The organism is Yinghuangia seranimata, from assembly GCF_029953285.1.
GTDB lineage: Bacteria > Actinomycetota > Actinomycetes > Streptomycetales > Streptomycetaceae > Yinghuangia > Yinghuangia seranimata.
The window spans coordinates 1-17,769 of the sequence record NZ_JASAOI010000080.1; the positions used below are offsets into that span (position 1 = coordinate 1).

The 17,769-nt window shown below is 72.5% G+C and carries 15 protein-coding genes; 5 read left to right on the plus strand and 10 right to left on the minus strand.

The window, feature by feature from the left end; all coding sequences use genetic code 11:
- Window positions 1–568: 568 nt before the first annotated feature.
- From QI554_RS39490 to QI554_RS39505, 4 genes are all read right to left on the minus strand, one after another.
- On the minus strand, window positions 569–832 hold the full coding sequence (locus QI554_RS39490) for a hypothetical protein (protein ID WP_281477507.1): 264 nt from the start codon (window positions 830–832) through the stop codon (window positions 569–571).
- 2 nt (window positions 833–834) lie between these two features.
- Window positions 835–1,239: a hypothetical protein gene (locus QI554_RS39495; protein ID WP_281477508.1), complete on the minus strand. Its 405-nt coding sequence runs from the start codon at window positions 1,237–1,239 to the stop codon at window positions 835–837.
- Window positions 1,240–1,370: 131 nt separating this feature from the next.
- Window positions 1,371–2,933, minus strand: coding sequence for a sensor histidine kinase (locus QI554_RS39500; RefSeq protein ID WP_281477510.1), 1,563 nt, complete (start codon window positions 2,931–2,933; stop codon window positions 1,371–1,373).
- Window positions 2,930–3,763 (minus strand): response regulator transcription factor, encoded by an 834-nt coding sequence (locus QI554_RS39505; protein WP_281477511.1) that lies wholly within the window; start codon window positions 3,761–3,763, stop codon window positions 2,930–2,932. Before QI554_RS39505 ends, QI554_RS39500 begins: the two co-directional genes overlap by 4 nt.
- A gap of 273 nt (window positions 3,764–4,036) precedes the next feature.
- Here QI554_RS39505 and QI554_RS39510 point away from each other — a divergent pair, with 273 nt between their 5' ends.
- Window positions 4,037–5,275 carry a low temperature requirement protein A gene (locus QI554_RS39510; protein WP_281477512.1) on the plus strand — a complete coding sequence of 413 codons (1,239 nt, stop codon included), beginning with the start codon at window positions 4,037–4,039 and terminating at the stop codon, window positions 5,273–5,275.
- A gap of 3 nt (window positions 5,276–5,278) precedes the next feature.
- On the opposite strand, the gene QI554_RS39515 is transcribed toward QI554_RS39510, so the two are convergent.
- Both QI554_RS39515 and QI554_RS39520 read right to left on the minus strand, forming a co-directional pair.
- The gene (locus QI554_RS39515; RefSeq protein ID WP_281477513.1) at window positions 5,279–6,073 is read right to left on the minus strand and encodes a hypothetical protein; all 795 of its coding nucleotides are present in this window, start codon (window positions 6,071–6,073) and stop codon (window positions 5,279–5,281) included.
- A gap of 119 nt (window positions 6,074–6,192) precedes the next feature.
- Window positions 6,193–7,098 carry a LysR family transcriptional regulator gene (locus QI554_RS39520; RefSeq protein ID WP_281477514.1) on the minus strand — a complete coding sequence of 302 codons (906 nt, stop codon included), beginning with the start codon at window positions 7,096–7,098 and terminating at the stop codon, window positions 6,193–6,195.
- A 126-nt stretch (window positions 7,099–7,224) separates the two neighbouring features.
- On the opposite strand from QI554_RS39520, the gene QI554_RS39525 reads away from it, so the two are divergent.
- Window positions 7,225–8,439 carry an amidohydrolase family protein gene (locus QI554_RS39525; protein WP_281477516.1) on the plus strand — a complete coding sequence of 405 codons (1,215 nt, stop codon included), beginning with the start codon at window positions 7,225–7,227 and terminating at the stop codon, window positions 8,437–8,439.
- Window positions 8,440–8,448: 9 nt separating this feature from the next.
- On the opposite strand, the gene QI554_RS39530 is transcribed toward QI554_RS39525, so the two are convergent.
- Window positions 8,449–9,402 carry an EamA family transporter gene (locus QI554_RS39530; protein ID WP_281477518.1) on the minus strand — a complete coding sequence of 318 codons (954 nt, stop codon included), beginning with the start codon at window positions 9,400–9,402 and terminating at the stop codon, window positions 8,449–8,451.
- 73 nt (window positions 9,403–9,475) lie between these two features.
- Between QI554_RS39530 and QI554_RS39535 the strand changes: the two genes are divergently transcribed.
- Both QI554_RS39535 and QI554_RS39540 read left to right on the plus strand, forming a co-directional pair.
- Complete coding sequence (locus QI554_RS39535; protein ID WP_281477519.1) at window positions 9,476–10,381, plus strand: LysR family transcriptional regulator; 906 nt, start codon at window positions 9,476–9,478, stop codon at window positions 10,379–10,381.
- 892 nt (window positions 10,382–11,273) lie between these two features.
- Complete coding sequence (locus tag QI554_RS39540) at window positions 11,274–12,191, plus strand: SDR family oxidoreductase (RefSeq protein ID WP_281477521.1); 918 nt, start codon at window positions 11,274–11,276, stop codon at window positions 12,189–12,191.
- Window positions 12,192–12,292: 101 nt separating this feature from the next.
- Here QI554_RS39540 and QI554_RS39545 read toward each other — a convergent pair whose 3' ends face one another.
- The 3 genes from QI554_RS39545 to QI554_RS39555 form a co-directional block, all read right to left on the minus strand.
- Window positions 12,293–13,312: a lipase family protein gene (locus tag QI554_RS39545; RefSeq protein WP_281477523.1), complete on the minus strand. Its 1,020-nt coding sequence runs from the start codon at window positions 13,310–13,312 to the stop codon at window positions 12,293–12,295.
- A 754-nt stretch (window positions 13,313–14,066) separates the two neighbouring features.
- Window positions 14,067–15,287, minus strand: coding sequence for a helix-turn-helix domain-containing protein (locus QI554_RS39550; protein WP_281477525.1), 1,221 nt, complete (start codon window positions 15,285–15,287; stop codon window positions 14,067–14,069).
- A 17-nt stretch (window positions 15,288–15,304) separates the two neighbouring features.
- Window positions 15,305–15,505 carry a helix-turn-helix domain-containing protein gene (locus QI554_RS39555; protein WP_281477527.1) on the minus strand — a complete coding sequence of 67 codons (201 nt, stop codon included), beginning with the start codon at window positions 15,503–15,505 and terminating at the stop codon, window positions 15,305–15,307.
- 56 nt (window positions 15,506–15,561) lie between these two features.
- Between QI554_RS39555 and QI554_RS43485 the strand changes: the two genes are divergently transcribed.
- Window positions 15,562–17,100 (plus strand): enoyl-CoA hydratase/isomerase family protein, encoded by a 1,539-nt coding sequence (locus QI554_RS43485; RefSeq protein WP_343230859.1) that lies wholly within the window; start codon window positions 15,562–15,564, stop codon window positions 17,098–17,100.
- Window positions 17,101–17,769 lie beyond the last annotated feature (669 nt).

Consider the following 17,769-nt stretch of genomic DNA (forward strand, 5'->3'; position numbering starts at 1 on the left):
GGGAGGGGCGCGGGGTGTGGACGCGCTTTGTTTCGTTTCCCTGCCGGGCTGCGGTGTTGCTTCGTTTTGCGGTGCTGCTTCACCGCTTCTGGCGCCGCGCTGCCGGGCTGCGGTGTTGCTTGGGGTTCCGGGCGGGTTTTGTTGCTGGGGTTCGTTGCGCTGCCGGGGTTCGTTCCAGCGTGGGGCGCGCGACCTCGGACCCCCACCTCACTGTGCCGTCACGTATGCGAATCACCAGAACTCCCTCATTGGGGGGTGTCGGCGTCACACTTGCGTCACCGCAGTCCGGTCAGCGTGAGGGCGCCAGGTGCGGCGGGCATCGCGGCTGGTCATCGTGACCACCAGCATCGCCGCCACCGCGACGGCCGTGACGGACAGCACCGCCACGGCCAGTCGCAGCAGCGCCGCGAGGGTGCGGCGGCGGGGGCGGCGCTTTAGGGTGCCGCCGTTCCCGCGCCCGCCGCCTCCGCTGTGCCTGCGGCCTCCCCCACTGTGGCCGCCGGCGCCGCCCGGCCCGCGAGGCGCACGGGTCGGGCGGGGTTCGATGACGACGCACCCGGCTCGTCGGTCAGCCGTCACCGTCGCCGGCCGCCGCGTCGCTGTCCGCCTTGTCCGCGGCGGACTCGACGCCCGCCATGATGCTCGCGATGTCGGACGGGACGGCCGTCGAGCCGTTGCCCGAGCCTGACTTGCCGTCGCTGCCGCCGCCCTTGTCGGCGTTGCAGCCGGTCAGCGCCAGGACGGCTACGGCACACCCCGCGGCGGCCATGACGGCAGCCCGTCGGCCGAGTCCGCGGCTCGCGCCGGCCGCCACCCCCCAGTGGTAGCGCATCGTCACTCCTTGCCCTTGACCGGAGGCTGCGTCGCGCACCAGTCCTTGACCTTGGCCAGGTCGGTCTTCGACTTCGTCAGCAGCGGCACCAGCGCCTGACGCGTCGTCAACCGGTCCTGGAGGTACGTCGCGACCTCGGCGTGGCCGGCGGCCTTCTGGCGGTCGAAGCGCGCCTGCATGCGGGCGATCGAGCCGATGGTGTTCTGGTCGCCGTTCAGCCGGGTGAGCGACTTGTCGAGGCGGGCCTCGATGGCGTCCACCTTCGAGCAGATCTTGGGGGTCTTGCCGCTGGGGGCGCCGCTCGCGCCGCCCGAGCCGTCGGCGGACGCCGGGCTCGCGACGAGGACCGTCGCGGCGGTCGCGGCGATCAGCGCGCCGATCGCCATGCCCCGTGAAGGACGTGCCATGGTGTGCTTCCTTCCGTCGTCGGGCGCGCGTGAACAGCGCACCCGAGCATTCGTCATGACAGGTCGTCAGGCGGGTGCCGGGGCAGTCCGGCCGGTGCGGCCGGCCGTCCGGCGACCCGTCATGCGAGACGCTACCGACGGTTTTTGTGGAATCCCTGTGGCCCGGGCCCCGTTCCTGTGAGCCACTCCCCGCGCTCGGTCGACGAGGACGCCGGCGGCTCGGCGGGCAGCCACAGCCGCACCCGCAGACCGCGTCCGGCGCCGCCGGGGACGTCCCCGAGCACGACCGTGCCGCCGTGCAGCGCGGCCTGTTGTGCGACGAGCGTGAGGCCGAGCCCGGACCCCGGGCTCGCGGCGCCGCGGCGGAAGCGTTCGAACACGACGCCGCGCAGTTCGGCGGGGATGCCCGGGCCGTCGTCGTCGACGGTGACCAGGACACCCGTGCGGCCCGGTCCGGCGCCTGGGGCGTGCGTGTCGGGCACGCCCGGCTCGACCGCGACCCGCACGCGGGTGCCGTCCCCGCCGTGCACCATGGCGTTGCGCACCAGGTTGTCGACGGCCATCCTCAGGCCGGTCTCCCAGCCGTGCACGGTGGCGCTCGCGTCGGCGGGCGCCTCGACGGCGACCTCCCCGCGGGGGAACTCGCCGCGCGCCGCGGCGGCCGCCGCGTGCGCCACCGACGTCACGTCGACGGGGCCGAACGCCTCGGGCCCGATCAGGTCGCCCTGGGCGAGCGCACCGAGGTCGCGCAGCAGCCCCAGCACGCGCGCGTGCTCCGCGCCGAGGTCGGTGAGGATCTCGGCGCGGTCGACGGGGTCGAGGTCGGCATGTCGTTCGAGGACGTCCAGGTTGGTGCGCATGCTGGTCAGCGGCGTCCGCAGCTCGTGCGCGGCGACGGCGGCGAACGACCGGGCGGTGTCCAGGGCGGCGGCGGTGCGCGCGGCCTGCTCGTCGTAGCGGCCCAGCACGGTGTCGATGGTGCGGCCGAGCTCGTCGACCTCCTTGACGCCGGTGGGCACGTGGACGTCGCGGGTGGCGTCCTTGCTCGGGTCCAGGCCCGCGGCGCGGCCGCGCAGCTGCCGCAGCGACTTGGTAGCGCGCTCGGCGACGACGAACCCGGCGGCGGCCGACAGCGGGACCGCCATCAGCGCGACCCAGAACACCCGGCGGCGCAGGTCCTGTTCGCGGCGCCGGACCTCGTCCTCCGAGGTGAACACCCACAGCGTCCCGGTCACGCTCTTCTGGTTGATCGCGACGGGGACGGAGACGGCACGCCAGTGGTGCCCGCCGTCCCCGACGGTGACGGGCTTGCGGGCGGTCTTCGGCAGCGGCACGTCCAGGGCGGGCTGCGGGCCCTGCTGGAAGATCTCGTCGTCCGGCATGATCAGCCGGATGCCGTCGTCGAGGACGACCCGGTAGAGCTGCGACAGGCGTTGGGTCTCGACCGCGTCCCGGTTGGGCCTCGTGGTCGCCTTCAGCACCGCCTCGGCCTGCGGCGCGAGTGTCCGCGCGCGGTCGCGCAGCTGCTGGTCGCGCTGCTGCCGCTGGTCCTTGACGACGAGTTGGAACAGCACGGTCCCGGCGCTCAGCACGAGCAGCGGCACCAGCACCACGACGGCCACGGCGATGCGGGTGACCAGCCGCATGCCGTGCTTGCCGCCGGGCCGTATTCGGGAGCGGAACAGGCGTCTCACGCCAGGCCCCCGGCGTCCTCGCGCAGCACGAAGCCGACGCCGCGGACGGTGTGCAGCATGCGCGGCGTGCCGTCGGCCTCGAGCTTGCGGCGCAGGTAGCTGACGAAGGTGTCGACGACGTCCGAGCGCACGTCGAAGTCGTAGCCCCACACCCGGTCCAGGATCTGATCGCGGGTCAGCACCCGGGCGCGGTTCCGGACCAGGAACTCGAGGAGCTCGAACTCGCGCCGGGTGAGCGTGACGTCGACGCCGCGCACGGTCGCGCTGCGGCCCGCCGGGTTGACCGCGAGCGGGCCGCAGCGCAGCAGCTCCGGCAGGTCCTCGTCGTCGTCCAGGTCGGGCGCGGCGGCGGGCGGGGCCGGACGGCGGCGCAGCAGCGCGCGCAGCCGCAGCTCGAGCTCCTCGAACGCGAACGGCTTGACCAGGTAGTCGTCGGCGCCGGCCTGCAGCCCCGCGACCCGGTCGGCGACCTCGTCGAGCGCGGACAGCACCAGGATCGGCAGGTCGTGGCCGCCGTCACGCAGCTTGCGGCACACGCTGGTGCCGCTCAGGTCCGGCAGGCAGACGTCCAGCACCACGATGTCGGGCAGCTTCGAGCCGCTGCCCGGGTCGGCGGTGACGGCGGCGAGGGCCTCGCAGCCGTCGGCGGCCAGGCGTACGTCGAAACCGGCCAGCCGCAGGCCGCGGCCCAGCGCGCGCCGGATCGCGGGGTCGTCGTCGACGACCAGGACCTCGTGGCGCGCGCCCGGCGCACCCTCGTCGGCGGGACCTTCCCAGGGCACGTCGTCCGCGCCCCGCGCCCAGTCCGCCCCCGCGCCTGCCTCCGCCATGGTGCCCCGCCTTTCGACGCCCGCCCCGACATGACCTCACCGCCCGCCCGCGTCCCCATCGCACCACGGCGGAGGTTCGCCCGGCGGGCGGATCACAGGATCTCCGACGCGGTTCGGCCACAACGCGCCGGGTGGGGCCGTGCGCGGATCGTCCGGGCGGAATCTCGGCCACCATGGTCACCCGGACGCGACACGGGGAAGCCGCACGGCTGTAGCCGTGGCGGCCCGGCGGCACCGACCGGTCAGGACCGGCGACGACGAGGAGCGGAGAGCATGGCGGCGGAGGACAGTACCCGGGAGCCCCTGCTGGTGGAGACGGGCAAACCGTGGAGCCGGGGCGCGACGGTGCGCGACCCGGGCGAGGAGCACCGGGCGTCGACGCCGCTCGAACTGTTCTTCGACCTGTGCTTCGTGGTCGCCGTGTCGCAGCTGACGGGGCGGCTGGAGCACGCGTACGCCACCGGGCACCTGTTCAACGGCATCACCGGGTTCCTGATGATGATGTTCGCGGTGTGGTGGGCGTGGATGAACTTCACGTGGTTCGCCACGGCGCACGACAGCGACGACGTGCCGTACCGGCTGCTGACGCTGTTGCAGATGGCCGGCGTGCTGATCCTCGCGGCGGGGGTGCCGGCCGCGTTCGACGGGTCCTCGTACCGCGTCGTGGTCGGCGGCTACGTGGTGATGCGCATTGCGCTGATCTCGCAGTGGCTGCGCGTCGCCTACCACCAGCCGAGCGTGCGGCAGCGGGCGCTGCGGTTCGCGCTCGGGGTCGGGCTCGTCCAGATCGCGTGGATCGTCGTCGCGATCCCCGACTCGACGACGGTCTTCCGCGTGGCGTTCGTCCCGCTGATGCTGTGCGAGATCCTCGTGCCGCTGTGGGCCGAGCGGGTCGGCACCAACGACCTGTGGAACGCCGAGCACATCTCCGAGCGGTACGGCCTGTTCGCGCTCATCATTCTCGGCGAGTCCGTCCTCGCGGCCACCGTCGCGGTCAAGGACGCGACCGACGGCGGCATCACCGGCTCCGTCGTCACGGTCGCCGCGGGCGGCCTGGTCGTGGCGTTCGCCTGCTGGTGGCTGTACTTCGACACCCTCGGCGGCGACGGCCCCGACTCACCGGTGAGGGCGTTCGCCTGGGGTTACGGCCACTACGTCGTCTTCGGCGCCCTCGCCGCGGTCGGCGGCGGCCTGGCCACGGCCGCCGCGGCGGTCGCGGGCCACGGCGACCACGCCATCCCCGACCGCACGGCCTCCCTCGCCGTCACCGTCCCCCTGGCCCTCTTCCTCGCCGCCGTAGCCGTCATCGCCATCCGCCCCGCCGACCCCTGCGGCCCCGAACGCGCCCGCAACTGGGGCCTCGCCGCCGCGGCCCTGATCGCCGGCGGCCTCCTCCTCCCCCCGGCAGGCGCCACCGCCCTGGCCGGAGCGATCGCCGCCACCCTGGTGACGGTCGAGACCGTGACGGCCCACCGCCGGTTCACCCGCTTGGGGGACCAGCGGGAAACCTGACCCTCACGCCGGGGCGATGCCGTTCGGGGGTGCTGTGCGGTGGGGTTGGGTCGGGACGCCGGCTCGGCGGGCGGCGTGGTCGAGGATGGTGGGCCAGGTCGGTGAGTTCGGGTCGAAGGCCGGGCCGGTGGTGTCGATGACGACGAGGACGATCGTGCCGGGCGTCGACAGGTAGAGGCCTATGGCGCTGTGGGTGCCCGGTTTGGCGTTGGGGCCGGTCGGGGTGTCGAGGGTCCACAGCAGGGTGTCGGCGGTGCTGCTCTTCGGGATGTGGCTGCCCTGGGAGGCGTCGACGCAGCGGGAGACGGCGTCGACGATGTCGTCGTAGTCGTCCTCGAAGTCGGTGTAGGGGCCCGGCCGGTAGACGACCTCGCGGGCGCCGCCGGTGTCGTGGGCGTAGGTCTGTTCACGGATGCTGAGCGACGTCGACGGCATCAGCGGCGGCAGGTCGACGCACCCGGTGTCGCGGAACGCGGGGTCCACGCGCCACCCGGTGGTCTCGCCGGGCACCGCGGGCATGTCCTCGGGGGCCAGCATCGCCGACGCGGTGAGCAGCGGTGCGGTGTGGTCGGGTTCCCGCAGCAGGTCGGTCGGGAGGACGTAGCGGCGCGGTGTCGGCGGGTGGTCGGACCCGCCCGACCAGCGGGCGGCGAAGGCCAGCGCGAACACGGCCGCGATCACGCAGACCACGATCTGGGCGCGGCTCGGGCGGCGGAGGTCGGCCTTGAAGCGGGCCCACCGGCCCGGCGGTCGCGGTGGGCGGGGCATCTGGAAGTAGCCCTGGTCGTTTCCGTGCATGGCGCTGCTCGGCCCCCGCTCCCCGCCCCGATGTGCCCGCCGCGCGTTCGTGCGTACGGCGTCGTGCCGTCGGCGGGTGCGACAGCGTAGCGATCCCCACCGTCACGCGGAAAGGAAGGTCAGAGCTGTTCCGCGAGGTCGCTGTCGAGGGCGACCTCCTTGAGGCAGCGGACCAGGGCGTCGACGCCTTCGTGGGCGCTGTCGGCCCGCCAGAAGGCGGTGACGGGAACGTCGGGGGTTCCGGTGAGGGGCGTCTGGACGATGCCGCGCACCGGGCGCTGCCGGGCCCAGCTGCGCGGGGAGATGCCGATGCCCTGGCGGTCGACGACGCGGGCGATGACGTCGTCGACGCTGCCGTACGCCTCGATGATCTCGTCGGCGCCGGCCCGCCGCAGGGCCTCGGTGACGCGCGCGTACAGCCGCGGGTGGGGTCCGCGCGGCCACACGACGACCGGTTCGTCGCCGACGAGTTCGGTGAGGTCGACGGAGTCGCGCCCGGCGAGCGGGTGGTCCGCGGGCAGCAGGGCGACGAACGCGAAGGTGCCGACGCGCGCGGAGGCGAAGCCGGTGCCGAGGTCGGGCATCCAGCCGATGCCGGCGTCGAGGACGCCTTCGCGGACGTCGGCAACCTGCCGCGCGGTGGGCTCGCTGGTCCACTGCACGCGCAGCTCGGGGTGGCGTACGTGCAGGGCCGAGATGGCTGTCGACACCAGGGACGGGCCGAGCCCGGAGGTATACCCCACGCGCACCTGCCCGGCCTCGCGCGTGGCCCGCCGCCGGACGTCGGCGCACGCGTCGTCGAGCAGCCGCAGCGCCTCGTCGACCTGCCGCCGGAAGGCCTCGCCGGCCGGTGTGAGGGTGACGGGCAGCGAGCTGCGGTCGACGAGCCGGGTGCCGAGCTGCTGCTCAAGGCGGCGGACCGCCTTGGAGACCATGGGCTGCGACAGGTAGAGCCGGGCCGCGGCACGCCCGAAGTGACGCTCCTCGGCCACCGCGAGGAAGCTCCTCAGATCGCGCAGCTCCATGCCCCGATGATATTCCCCTGCGGCATAACGTTAGCCGGGACTGGGGGCTTGGCCGCCCCCGCGCGAGCGGGTTTCCTTGAGATGTCTGAAGCAGAGCAGGACCAGGACGGACCAGGAGCCGAAGCCATGACGCTCGAGATTCCCCGCATCATCTCGGTCGACGACCACGTCGTCGAGCCGCCGAACCTGTGGCAGGACCGGCTTCCCGCGAAGTACAAGGACCGTGGCCCGCGCGTCGTGCGAGAGAAGGCGAAGTTCAACTTCGTCGGCGGCGTGTTCTCGTACGAGAAGGGCGTCGAGGACGGCGAGTGGTGCGACTGGTGGCTGTACGACGACCTGGTCTACCCGTTCCCGAAGCTGTCCGCCGCGGTCGGCTTCGACACGCTCGACGTGACCCCGGTCACGTTCGACGACATCCGTCCGGGCGCGTGGATCCAGTCCGAGCGCCTCAAGGACATGGCGGCGAACCACACCGACGCGTCCATCTGCTTCCCGAACATCCTCCCGCGCTTCTGCGGCCAGGCGTTCTACGAGCGCCAGGACAAGGAGCTCGCGCTGCTCTGCGTCCAGGCGTACAACGACTGGATCATCGACGAGTGGTGTGCCGGCGACGGCAAGGGCAAGCTCCTGCCGATGACGCTCATCCCGCTGTGGGACCCGGAGCTGGCGGCCAAGGAGGTGCGGCGCTGCGCGGCCAAGGGCTCGTTCGCGGTGGCGTTCTCCGAGAACCCGGTGCCGCTGGGCCTGCCGTCGGTGCACGACAAGGACCGCTTCTGGGACCCGTTCTTCCGCGCCTGCGAGGAGACGGACACGATCGTGTGCATGCACATCGGGTCGTCCTCGAAGATGCCGTCGACGTCGCCTGACGCGCCGTTCATCGTGTCCTCGACGCTGACGTTCCAGAACGCCATGGGCTCGCTGGTCGACTACATCTTCTCGGGCGTGCTGGACCGCTTCCCGAAGATGAAGATCGCGTACGCCGAGGGCCAGGTCGGCTGGATGCCGTACGTCCTCGAGCGCGCCGACAAGCTGTGGCACGAGCGCGACGACAACGACTTCGGCTCGTCGCTGAAGAACAAGCCGTCCTCGTACATCAAGGACCGCATCTACGGCTGCATCTTCGACGACGAGATCGGCCTGAAGAACCGCGACATCATCGGCATCGACCAGATCTGCTTCGAGGTCGACTACCCGCACGCGGACTCCACCTTCCCGCACACCCACAAGGTCGCGCTCGACATCGCGACGCAGGCGGGGCTGACGCAGGAGGAGTGCTACAAGCTGTTCCGCGGCAACGCGATCAAGGCGTTCGGCCTGGAGCGGTTCGGCATCACCAAGTAGTTCCGTGCTTCACGCGGCGGCCGGGCTTCCTTCGGGGGCCCGGCCGTCGGCGTGTGCGGGCTCGGCGGCCGGCTGCCCCTCGCGGACGACGACCGTGCCGGTCTTCGGGGCGCCGACCCGGCTCGCCAGCGCGATGCCGGCCAGCACGACGACGCCGCCGACCACGTCCCACGCGGTGGGCCGCTCGCCGAGGACGACCGCCGCGGCGAGCACCCCGATCGGGGGCACGAGCAGCGAGAACGGCGCGACGGTGGACGCCGGGTAACGGCTCATCAGGGAGAACCACAGGCCGTAGCCGACGAACGTCGCCGCGACCACGATGTAGAGCAGGGCGAAGACGCCGGACGCGTGGACGTGGGTCAGTGCGTCGCGCCCCGCGCCCGGGCCCTCGATCAGCAGCGACAGCACGGCCATCGGCACCGGCACGACCAGCCCGGACCACACCACGAGCCCGAGGCCCGACGCGGCGGGGCCGGCCTTGCGGGTCAGCACGTTGCCCATGCCCCACGAGGCGCCCGCGGCGATGAGCAGCAGGAACGGGCCGAGCCCGGCGCCCTGCCCCCGGCCGACCGCGATGACGGCCAGGCCGACGGCGGCGAGCCCGAGCGCGAGCACCCGGGCCCGGGCGGGGCGTTCGCCGAGCAGCGCCACCGCGAACAGCATGGTGAACACCGCCTGGCACTGCAGGACGAGCGAGCTGAGCCCGGCCGGCATCCCCGCGTGCATCGCGCTGAACAGGAACCCGAACTGGCCGACGCACAGGAACAGGCCGACGCCGGCGATCAGCCACCAGCTGACCTTCGGACGCGGGACGAAGAACACCGCGGGCACCGCGACCAGGAAGAAGCGCAGGGCGACGAAGAGCAGCGGCGGGAACGAGTCGAGGCCGTAGTCGATGACGACGAAGTTGAGGCCCCAGAGGAGGGCGACGAGGGCGGCCTGGGCCGTGTGTATCCGCTGCATGCCCCTCAGTCTCCGGCTCCACCATCATCAACACCAGCTACATTTCCCGGACCCCATTCGATAGTTTTCCTTCATGGACCTGAAGCGGCTCCGCATCCTCCAGTCCCTCGCCCGGCACGGCACGGTCGCGGCCGCCGCCGAGAGCCTGCACCTGACGCCGTCCGCGGTCTCGCAGCAGCTCGCGGTGCTGGCCAAGGAGGCGGGGGTGCCGCTGCTCGAACGGAACGGGCGGGGCGTACGCCTGACCAGCGCCGCACACGTGCTGCTCCACCACGCGGACGCGATCGGCGTCCAGCTGGAACGGGCCCGCGCCGACCTCGCGGCCCACGCCGTCGGCGGGGTCGGATCGGCCCGCGTGGCGGGCTTCCCGACCGCGATCTCCAGCCTGCTCGCCCCGGCCGTCGCCCGCCTCCGCGAGACCCACCCGGGGTGGCGGTTCTCCATCGTCGAACACGAGACCGAGGACGCGGTCCCCCTGCTCATCTCCGGCGAGCTCGACCTCGCCGTGGTCATGAACTCCCCCGAGGTCCCACCCGCGGACCACCCGACGGTCCGCCTCCACCCCCTGGTCGACGAACCGGTCCACATCGCCCTCCCGTCATCCCACCCCCTGGCCGCCCGCAAGGTCCTCGACCTGGCCGCCGACCTGGTCGACGAGGAATGGGTCCTGACCTGCGAAGGCACCGCCTGCAACGCCCTGACCGTCCAAGCCTGCGGCCAAGCGGGCTTCCAACCACGCGCCGTGCACTGGGTCACCGACTTCACCGCCATGTACGCCCTGGTCCGCGCCGGCCTGGGCATCGCGATGATGCCCCACATGGCCGCCGCAGACGCCCCACCCGGCGTAGTCCTCCGCCCCCTGACCGCCCCCGCCCCAAGACGCCACCTCTTCGCGATGGTCAGACGAGGCAGCGGCATGACCCCCCTCCTGACGGAGCTGCAAAGGGTGGGAGCAGAGGTGGCGGCCCCGAGCGAATGACCGCAGGAACGCGGGAGCGCGGGAGCGGGAACGCGGGAGAGCGAGAGCGGGAGAGCGGGAGAGCGGGAGAGCGAGAGCGGGAGAGCGGGAGAGCGAGAGCGAGAGAGCGAGAGCGGGAGAGCGAGAGCGAGAGCGAGAGCGAGAGCGAGAGAGCGAGAGCGAGAGAGCGAGAGCGAGAGAGCGAGAGCGAGAGAGCGAGAGCGAGAGAGCGAGAGCGAGAGCGAGAGAGCGAGAGCGAGAGCGAGAGAGCGAGAGCGAGAGCGAGAGAGCGAGAGCGAGAGCGAGAGAGCGAGAGCGAGAGAGCGAGAGCGAGAGCGAGAGCGAGAGCGAGAGCGAGAGCGAGAGCGAGAGCACGGGAGGGCATCGCACGCACCACGCCCGACCACGATCGCCCGCCGCTTTGGTACCCCAACCCGCCACCCCGCCCTGCCGCCGTCCCCGCGTCCTCCCGCCCTCCCGCGCGGCGCCGACACCTGCCACCCGCGCAAGGGTCAGCCGCATTGCGCGCAGCATCCGACCGCTGGGCCGCCGGGCCGCTGCTCGGCAACCGTCCCAGGCGTTCCCTCGTTCCCGCTCGTCGGCGCGCGCCCGACGTCCGGCGCGCGCGCAGCATCCGACCGCCGGTTCGGCGACCCCGGGCCGCCGGGCCGCTGCTCGGCGGCCGTCCCAGGCGTTCCCACGGTCCCACTCGTCGGCGCGCGCCCGGTGTCCGGCGCCCGGCGGCTGTTGGTCGTCGGGCGGGTTGTTACTCGTCGGTTGTGGGGCAGTTCACAGATCGGGCCACACCCTGGACCCAGCCGTGGTGTGCGCCGTTATCGTGGCGGCTATTGATTGAGCGTCAGCTAAGTGCGCGCGCCGAGGGGCGTGGCGCGTACCTCAGCCAGGAGGCGGCATGAGCGGGATCTGCGACGGGCGCGTCGTTGTCATCACGGGGGCGGGCAACGGCATCGGGCGGTCGCACGCGCTGGCCTTCGCGGCCGAGGGCGCCAAGGTCGTCGTGAACGACCTCGGCGGCTCGCGCGACGGCACCGGTGCGTCGGCGGGCCCCGCGCAGGCGGTCGTCGACGAGATCGTCGCCGCGGGCGGCGAGGCCGTCGCGCACACCGAGGACATCTCGACGTGGGACGGCGCCGCGTCGCTCATCCAGCTGGCGATCGACACGTTCGGCCGCATCGACGTGCTCGTCAACAACGCCGGCATCCTGCGCGACCGCATGCTCACCAACATGAGCGAGGCCGAGTGGGACGCCGTCATCAAGGTCCACCTCAAGGGCACCTTCGGCCCGGCCCACCACGCCGCCGCGCACTGGCGGAACCTCGCCAAGGCCGGCGAGGCGGTCGACGCGCGCATCATCAACACGTCGTCGCCGTCGGGCATCTTCGGCAACGTCGGCCAGACCAACTACGGCGCCGCCAAGGCCGGCATCGCCGCGTTCACGGTCATCGCGTCGCAGGAGCTCGGCCGCTACGGCGTCACCGTCAACGCGATCGCCCCGACGGCCCTCACCCGCATGACCGAGGACCTCGCGGGCCTGATCGGCGACAACACCGAGGCCGCCGTGAAGCTGGCGCCGGAGAACATCTCGCCGCTGGTGGTGTGGCTCGGCTCGACCGCGTCCGCGGGCGTCACCGGCCGGGTGTTCTCGGTCGCCGGCGGCCAGATCAGCGTCGCCGAGGGCTGGGCGAACGGCCCGACCGTCGACAAGGGTTCGCGCTGGACGCCGAGCGAGCTGTCGGACGTCATCCCCGACCTGGTCGCGAAGGCCGCGACGAACGCGGGCATGGACGGGATCCGGCCCGTCGCGGAGTAACCGGTACGGCAGTCGTACGCGCGGCGCGGCCGGGGTGTGTCCTGTAACGGCCCGGCCGCGCTGCTGTGTCGCCGATGTGTCGAGCCGTCCGGCCCGGGGGCTCAGGGCGACGGCGCGCACGCCCCGGTGACCGGTGCGCCGTCGAGGCGGGCCTTGATCCAGGCGAGCGCGTCGTCTTTGGCGGCCGTGGTGACGTCGCCGTGACTCGCACCGGCGTAGGGCTTGAACTCCACGCTGGCACCCTTGGCGCACAGGGATCGCGTGAGGCTGCTGTTCAACGGGCTCAACGGGTCCTGGTCGCCTTGCGGCAGGAACACCGGCGTCCTCAGGTTGACCTGCTCCGTGGCGTTGGCTTGGAGCGCGGCGTTGATCGGGCCGAGGTCGGCGTCCGGCTTGAGCACGTCGGCGGGGTCGGGCATCGTGCCGCCGACCACCGTGCCCAGGCAGTCCGACCAGGCCCGGTCGGCTACGGCGAGCGCGTCCGGGGTCAGGATCTGCTCCGGCTTGACCGCCGGGTCGGCGGCAGCGGCACCGTCGACGAGCATCAGGAAGATGCCGATATACGGCGCGGCCGTCGCGTCACGCTGGGCGACCAGTCCCGGCATGAACTGGAAGCCGGTGCCCGGGGCCATGGCGACGACGCCCTTGAGGTCGAGCTCGGAGGCGTACTCGGGCTGGTAGCTGGCCGTCCACAGGGCCGCGTGACCGCCCTGGGAGTGGCCGGTGACGAGCATGGTCGTCCCCACGCCGGAGTCGACCGCGTGCGCGGCGCGCACCAGGTCGAGGGTGGCGTACGCGGCGAACTTGCCGTTCAGGTACGGGTGCCTCGTGCCCGGCACGCCCATGCCGATGTAGTCGGTCTGGACGACGGCGATGCCGCGGTTCAGCAGTTCGGCGAGCATGTCGCCGCTCTGGAGCCCGACGGCGGACCAACCGGTGCGCGAGGTGGCGCAGTTCGTGCCGATGCCCATGGTGCCGTGGTCGGATGCGACGACGGGCCAGCCCCCGGGCGGGGCCGGGGTACTCGGGAGCGACACGATTCCGCTGGCCGCGACGGGGCCGTTCGGGCCGGTCGTCATGTACATCACGAGCAGGGTCCTGGGCAGGCCCTCGGCGCTCATCTCGTCAGGAGCGTAGGGCCGTTGCCGGAGCAGTGACCCGGGCTTGCACTGCGGAAGCGGGTTCGGCGGATCGTAGAAGGCGTCGCCGTCGGGCCCGGCAGCCGCCGGCGGACACGCCGCACCTGGACCCGGCGCACCGGGCGACGCGGGCTTGTCTGACGGCTTCGGGCTCGCGCTCTTGGGCGCGGCCGCGGCCTGGAGTCCGCCCGGGAGTTCCTGGTGTCGGTCGCCACCACTGCGGCCGCACCCGGTCGCGAAGAGCGCGGTGGCGACGAGGAAGACGGAGAGCCCACGGACGGCCCTGCCGCTGGCACCTGTGAAACGCATGCTCGGCCCCCAACCGACGACGCGCACGGGATAGAACAGGTTCTACGTGCGGGTGGTGCCGGAGCAGTATCACCGTGCCGCCGCCAACCAGCAAGACTCATGGCCGGTTTGAGTGGCCGCCACCGAGGCACGACGAGCACCGGCAGGCCGGAAACCCGACCGGATCGGGTAAGGGGAGGAGGGGAGGATCGAAGGCTCGCCCGGAAACATAGTCCCGACGCGCGATAACGGGAGTCTCGACCCCACTCGACGGATCGACCCGATAGACCCGCAGGTACATGCCCACGGATCTGCCAGCGGATGCGTTGCTGTCGACCACGGCCTCTCCCCACCTCGGCAACCAACTCGCCAGCCAAGGTAGGAGCGACGACGCGTCGCCTCCAGGGACGGTTTGGGCGACTTTGCGGACGTCCTGGGACGCCATGTCCTAGCCGACGTCGAGCTGCAACCGGTCGGCAAGCTCCAACACCGGCCCGGACCTCCGCCGTTCGCGGGTGGCGAGATCGGCTACGACACGCCTGGACGTCGCGTGGTACCGCATCCACTCCGGAGCGATCTGCTCAGCCTTCAGCATCGCCCGCGTCGCGCGCTCGTCGGACTCGAGGTCGATGTGCGCCAAGGCCCGGTCGACGAAATACCGGGCCTGCCAGGTCGGCGGCAGCGCGTCGAGTCCCGGGATCCGGCGCGCCGCGTCAAGCGCCTGGGCCGGGCGCTCCATCTCCACGAGGGCGTTGACCGTGGCCACGCCCGCGTTCGTCGGGCCGAACGGGGTCGCGTAGTCGAGCCGGTCGGCGCCGATCCGCGCCGCGGCGCCGTTCGCCATACGCAAGAACTCCTCGGCGGTGTCCCGCCGGTCGGCCCGCACCGCCGCCGAGGCCGCGCGCAGCAAAAGGATCCCCCACAGGGCCACGTCCACCATCGGGCCCCGACTCCACGACGGCTCGTGTGCCTCGGCGGTCGCCTGCGCGATCCGCTGTGCGTCGTCGACCCGCCCCTGCTTGCAGAAGATCCACGACAGCGTCGACATGCCGATGATCTCCAGGCGCTCGTCGTCGGACTGCCGCGCAGCCTCCCGCGCGCGTTCCATCGCGGTGAACGCCGCGTCCTCTTTGCCGAACGCCGTCAGCGTCGTCGCCGCGACCTGGTACGCCTCGGCCAACACCGCGAAAGCCGCCGCGCGTTCGTGGCTCGAATGCTCGCGCGCGGCCGAGCGCGCGTCCTCGATGAGGCGCGGCAGGATCGCCGCGATCTCCGCGAGTCGTCCGTCCCGCCGGATCACCTCTGTCGACTTGAGCGACGCCCGGAGCTCGGCGATAGGCGGCGCGCCGTCGTCGGCCACGGCCGTCTCCTGGGCCAGCAGGTCGGCGACCGGCGTGACCGCGCGGCGCAGCGCCAGCAGGCTCGCCGACGGGCCGCCCCGCTCCGGTACGCCCGCAAGGGTCGTCGGCTGACCGATGAGCAGCGACGTCTCGACGTCCAGCGCCGCAGCGAGCTTGTTGAGCGTCGACAGCCGCGCCGTGAGCCGCTGGTTCTGCTCGAGCTTCCGCACGATGTCGACCGACACTCCGGCCTCAGCCGCCAGCGACTCCTGCGTGAAGCCCCGCCGCGGCCGCAGCCGCGCGATCCGGTCCCCGATGCTGTCCTGCACGGCACGAACCCCCTGCGCTAGACGCCGCTTCCACGGTACGCCGCCGCAAGCAGCGCCCATGTTTCGTGCATGTGCAGCGTCGCGATCTCCGCCGTCCGGACCTGCTCGACCTTCCGCACCGTCCCGACGCCGAGGCCGGCCCGCTCGGCGAGCCCCTCCTGGGTCAGCCCGACGCGCCGCCGGTGGTTCCGGACGTTCTCCCCGAGCGTCGCCGCCATCGCCCCACCCGTAAAAGCGTGATCCGAAACTCCACGGTACGTCGTAGCCTGACCGGGTGGCCGGAATCGGGCGAACCTACGACTACATCGGGCCGTCGGACCTCCTCGCCCTCGTCGGATCCGCACCCTCCGGGTGTCGCATCCACTCCCCCGTCGACCTGGCCTCTTGGCTGGGCGACCAGTCCCCCGCCGACCTCGCCGAACCCTTCACCTACGTCGTCGACCGCTCCGGGGTGCTCCGCCTCGCGCCGCGCCGTAGCGAGCACGTCGTATGCGCAGGCGGCGAACCGGTGCTGGGTGCCGGGGAGGTGTCCTTCACCCGTTCCCCCTCCGGCTGGCGGGTCGACGAGGTCAGCAACCAGTCCACCGGCTACTGCCCCGACCCGGCGTGCTGGCCGGCGGTGGCCTCCGCGTTGGACCGAGCCGGCATCGCGCGTCCCGACGGGTTCACCCATCCGATCGTGTTCCGCCACTGCCCGGCCTGCGGCGAACGCAACATCGTCCGCGAGTCCTCCTACGTCTGCGCGCTCTGCGACGCCGATCTGCTCCCAGCTGCCGTCACCCTCGACGAACTGGTCTCGTCGCCGCTCACGACCCTCGCGCCCGACGCGAGCCAGGCCCCGACCCGCGTCGACGACATCCTCACACTCATCGACCTCGACGCCGGAGCCAAAGACCTCGACGCGGCCCTGCGCATCCTCGGCAACGCCACCCGGCTCACCGTCGGCATCGCCCGCACGCCGTGGCCCGCCACACTCCAACCCGCCGTCGACAGACTGACCTTCACCCTCGCCACGCGCGACGCCCCGGGCCGGGCGCACGTCACCGCCCCCGACCTCGACGCGGCCGTCGACCAGCTCACCACCGCCATCACCCCCGCCCCGCGCGCCGCGCTGGTCCTCGCGAACCTGCTCCGCATCACCGCCACTTCCTCCGTCGTGGACGGTGTCGCCGCCGAGTCCCTGGCGTACTCCGCCCTACTCGCCGGCCCCGAGTTCGCAACCTGGCGCGCCGCACGGCCAACCCGCCCCGTACCTCCCCCACCCGACGCACCGGTCCTCGTCAACCGCACCGGCGCGACCCTCCAGATCACCCTCAACCGCCCCGAGCGCCGCAACGCCTTCGGCCACGCCGTACGCGACGCCCTGCTCGACGCGCTCGACCTGGTCGCCTCCGACCCCACCCTGCATGCCGAACTCCGAGGCACCGGACCATCGTTCTGCAGCGGCGGCGGCCTCGACGAGTTCGGCACGGCCGCCGACCCGGCCACCGCCCATGTCACCCGCCTGGCCCGCAGCGCGGGCCTGGCCGTGCACCGCCTCCGCGACCGCGTCACCCCCCACCTGCACGGCGCATGCGTCGGCGCCGGCATCGAAGTCCCGGCCTTCGCGGCACGTGTGGTGGCCGCACCGGATGCCTGGTTCCAACTCCCGGAACTGTCCCTGGGGTTGATCCCAGGCGCCGGCGGAACGGTCAGCCTCACCCACCGCATCGGCCGCTGGCGCACGGCCTGGCTGGCCCTGACCGGCACGCGCCTGACGGCGGACCAGGCACTGGGTTGGGGGCTGGTCGACGCGGTGGAGGGGGTCGAGTGATTGGGGGTTCGGCCCACTCCGTGGCGGAGTCGCGCCGTCGGCGTGCGCGCCAGCCGCCATCCGCGTTGTGGACCTCGCATGTTGCGGCGTGGACGTCTCCTGCCATGCACCGTTCCTGACCTGTCTGCCGGCGGTGTCCTGGCGCCCCTCCCGATCTTTGATGGTCCGCGCGGCCGAACGGCTGTCAAGCCGCGATGGATCCGTCATGAACAGATGGCCTGTCGCGTGCCGTTGGAGGCGGCTTGACAGCCGCCCGTCCGCGCAGACAACCCGGCAGCTATCGGGAGGGGCGCGGGGTGCGGAGACACTTTGGTCGCGTTCGCGCCGCCGGGCTGCGGTCCCAGCGTGGTGCGCGCTAAGCCGCTGCCGGTCGGGTGCCGGGTCGGGGCCGGACCCGGGTCGCGCCGCCGGGTCCCGACCGCCCGGACTACTGAAAACCATTGTCAAAAGAACCAAATGGCAACCAGGTGGCCATTTGGTTCTTTTGACGCAAAGCCAATGAGGTGTTCTCACCGTTCATGATTTCCAGGCGTTGTTGAGGACGAGGGCGGCCTGGGCGATGGCGCCGATGCGTTCGGGGCTGAGGGTGACGTGTTGGAGGGCGCGCCAGCGTTGTTTGAGCTGGGCGATGGCGCGTTCGCCGGGTCCGCGCAGGCCGCGGATGAGGGC

Excerpts from the sequence above, each read along its gene's own strand:
- QI554_RS39490 (WP_281477507.1), bottom strand. The coding sequence starts at position 832 with ATGCGCTACCACTGGGGGGTGGCGGCCGGCGCGAGCCGCGGACTCGGC.
- QI554_RS39495 (WP_281477508.1), bottom strand. The coding sequence starts at position 1,239 with ATGGCACGTCCTTCACGGGGCATGGCGATCGGCGCGCTGATCGCCGCG.
- QI554_RS39505 (WP_281477511.1), bottom strand. The coding sequence starts at position 3,763 with ATGGCGGAGGCAGGCGCGGGGGCGGACTGGGCGCGGGGCGCGGACGAC.
- QI554_RS39510 (WP_281477512.1), top strand. The coding sequence starts at position 4,037 with ATGGCGGCGGAGGACAGTACCCGGGAGCCCCTGCTGGTGGAGACGGGC.
- QI554_RS39515 (WP_281477513.1), bottom strand. The coding sequence starts at position 6,073 with ATGCACGGAAACGACCAGGGCTACTTCCAGATGCCCCGCCCACCGCGA.
- QI554_RS39520 (WP_281477514.1), bottom strand. The coding sequence starts at position 7,098 with ATGGAGCTGCGCGATCTGAGGAGCTTCCTCGCGGTGGCCGAGGAGCGT.
- QI554_RS39525 (WP_281477516.1), top strand. The coding sequence starts at position 7,225 with ATGACGCTCGAGATTCCCCGCATCATCTCGGTCGACGACCACGTCGTC.
- QI554_RS39530 (WP_281477518.1), bottom strand. The coding sequence starts at position 9,402 with ATGCAGCGGATACACACGGCCCAGGCCGCCCTCGTCGCCCTCCTCTGG.
- QI554_RS39535 (WP_281477519.1), top strand. The coding sequence starts at position 9,476 with ATGGACCTGAAGCGGCTCCGCATCCTCCAGTCCCTCGCCCGGCACGGC.
- QI554_RS39540 (WP_281477521.1), top strand. The coding sequence starts at position 11,274 with ATGAGCGGGATCTGCGACGGGCGCGTCGTTGTCATCACGGGGGCGGGC.
- QI554_RS39545 (WP_281477523.1), bottom strand. The coding sequence starts at position 13,312 with ATGAGCGCCGAGGGCCTGCCCAGGACCCTGCTCGTGATGTACATGACG.
- QI554_RS39555 (WP_281477527.1), bottom strand. The coding sequence starts at position 15,505 with ATGGCGGCGACGCTCGGGGAGAACGTCCGGAACCACCGGCGGCGCGTC.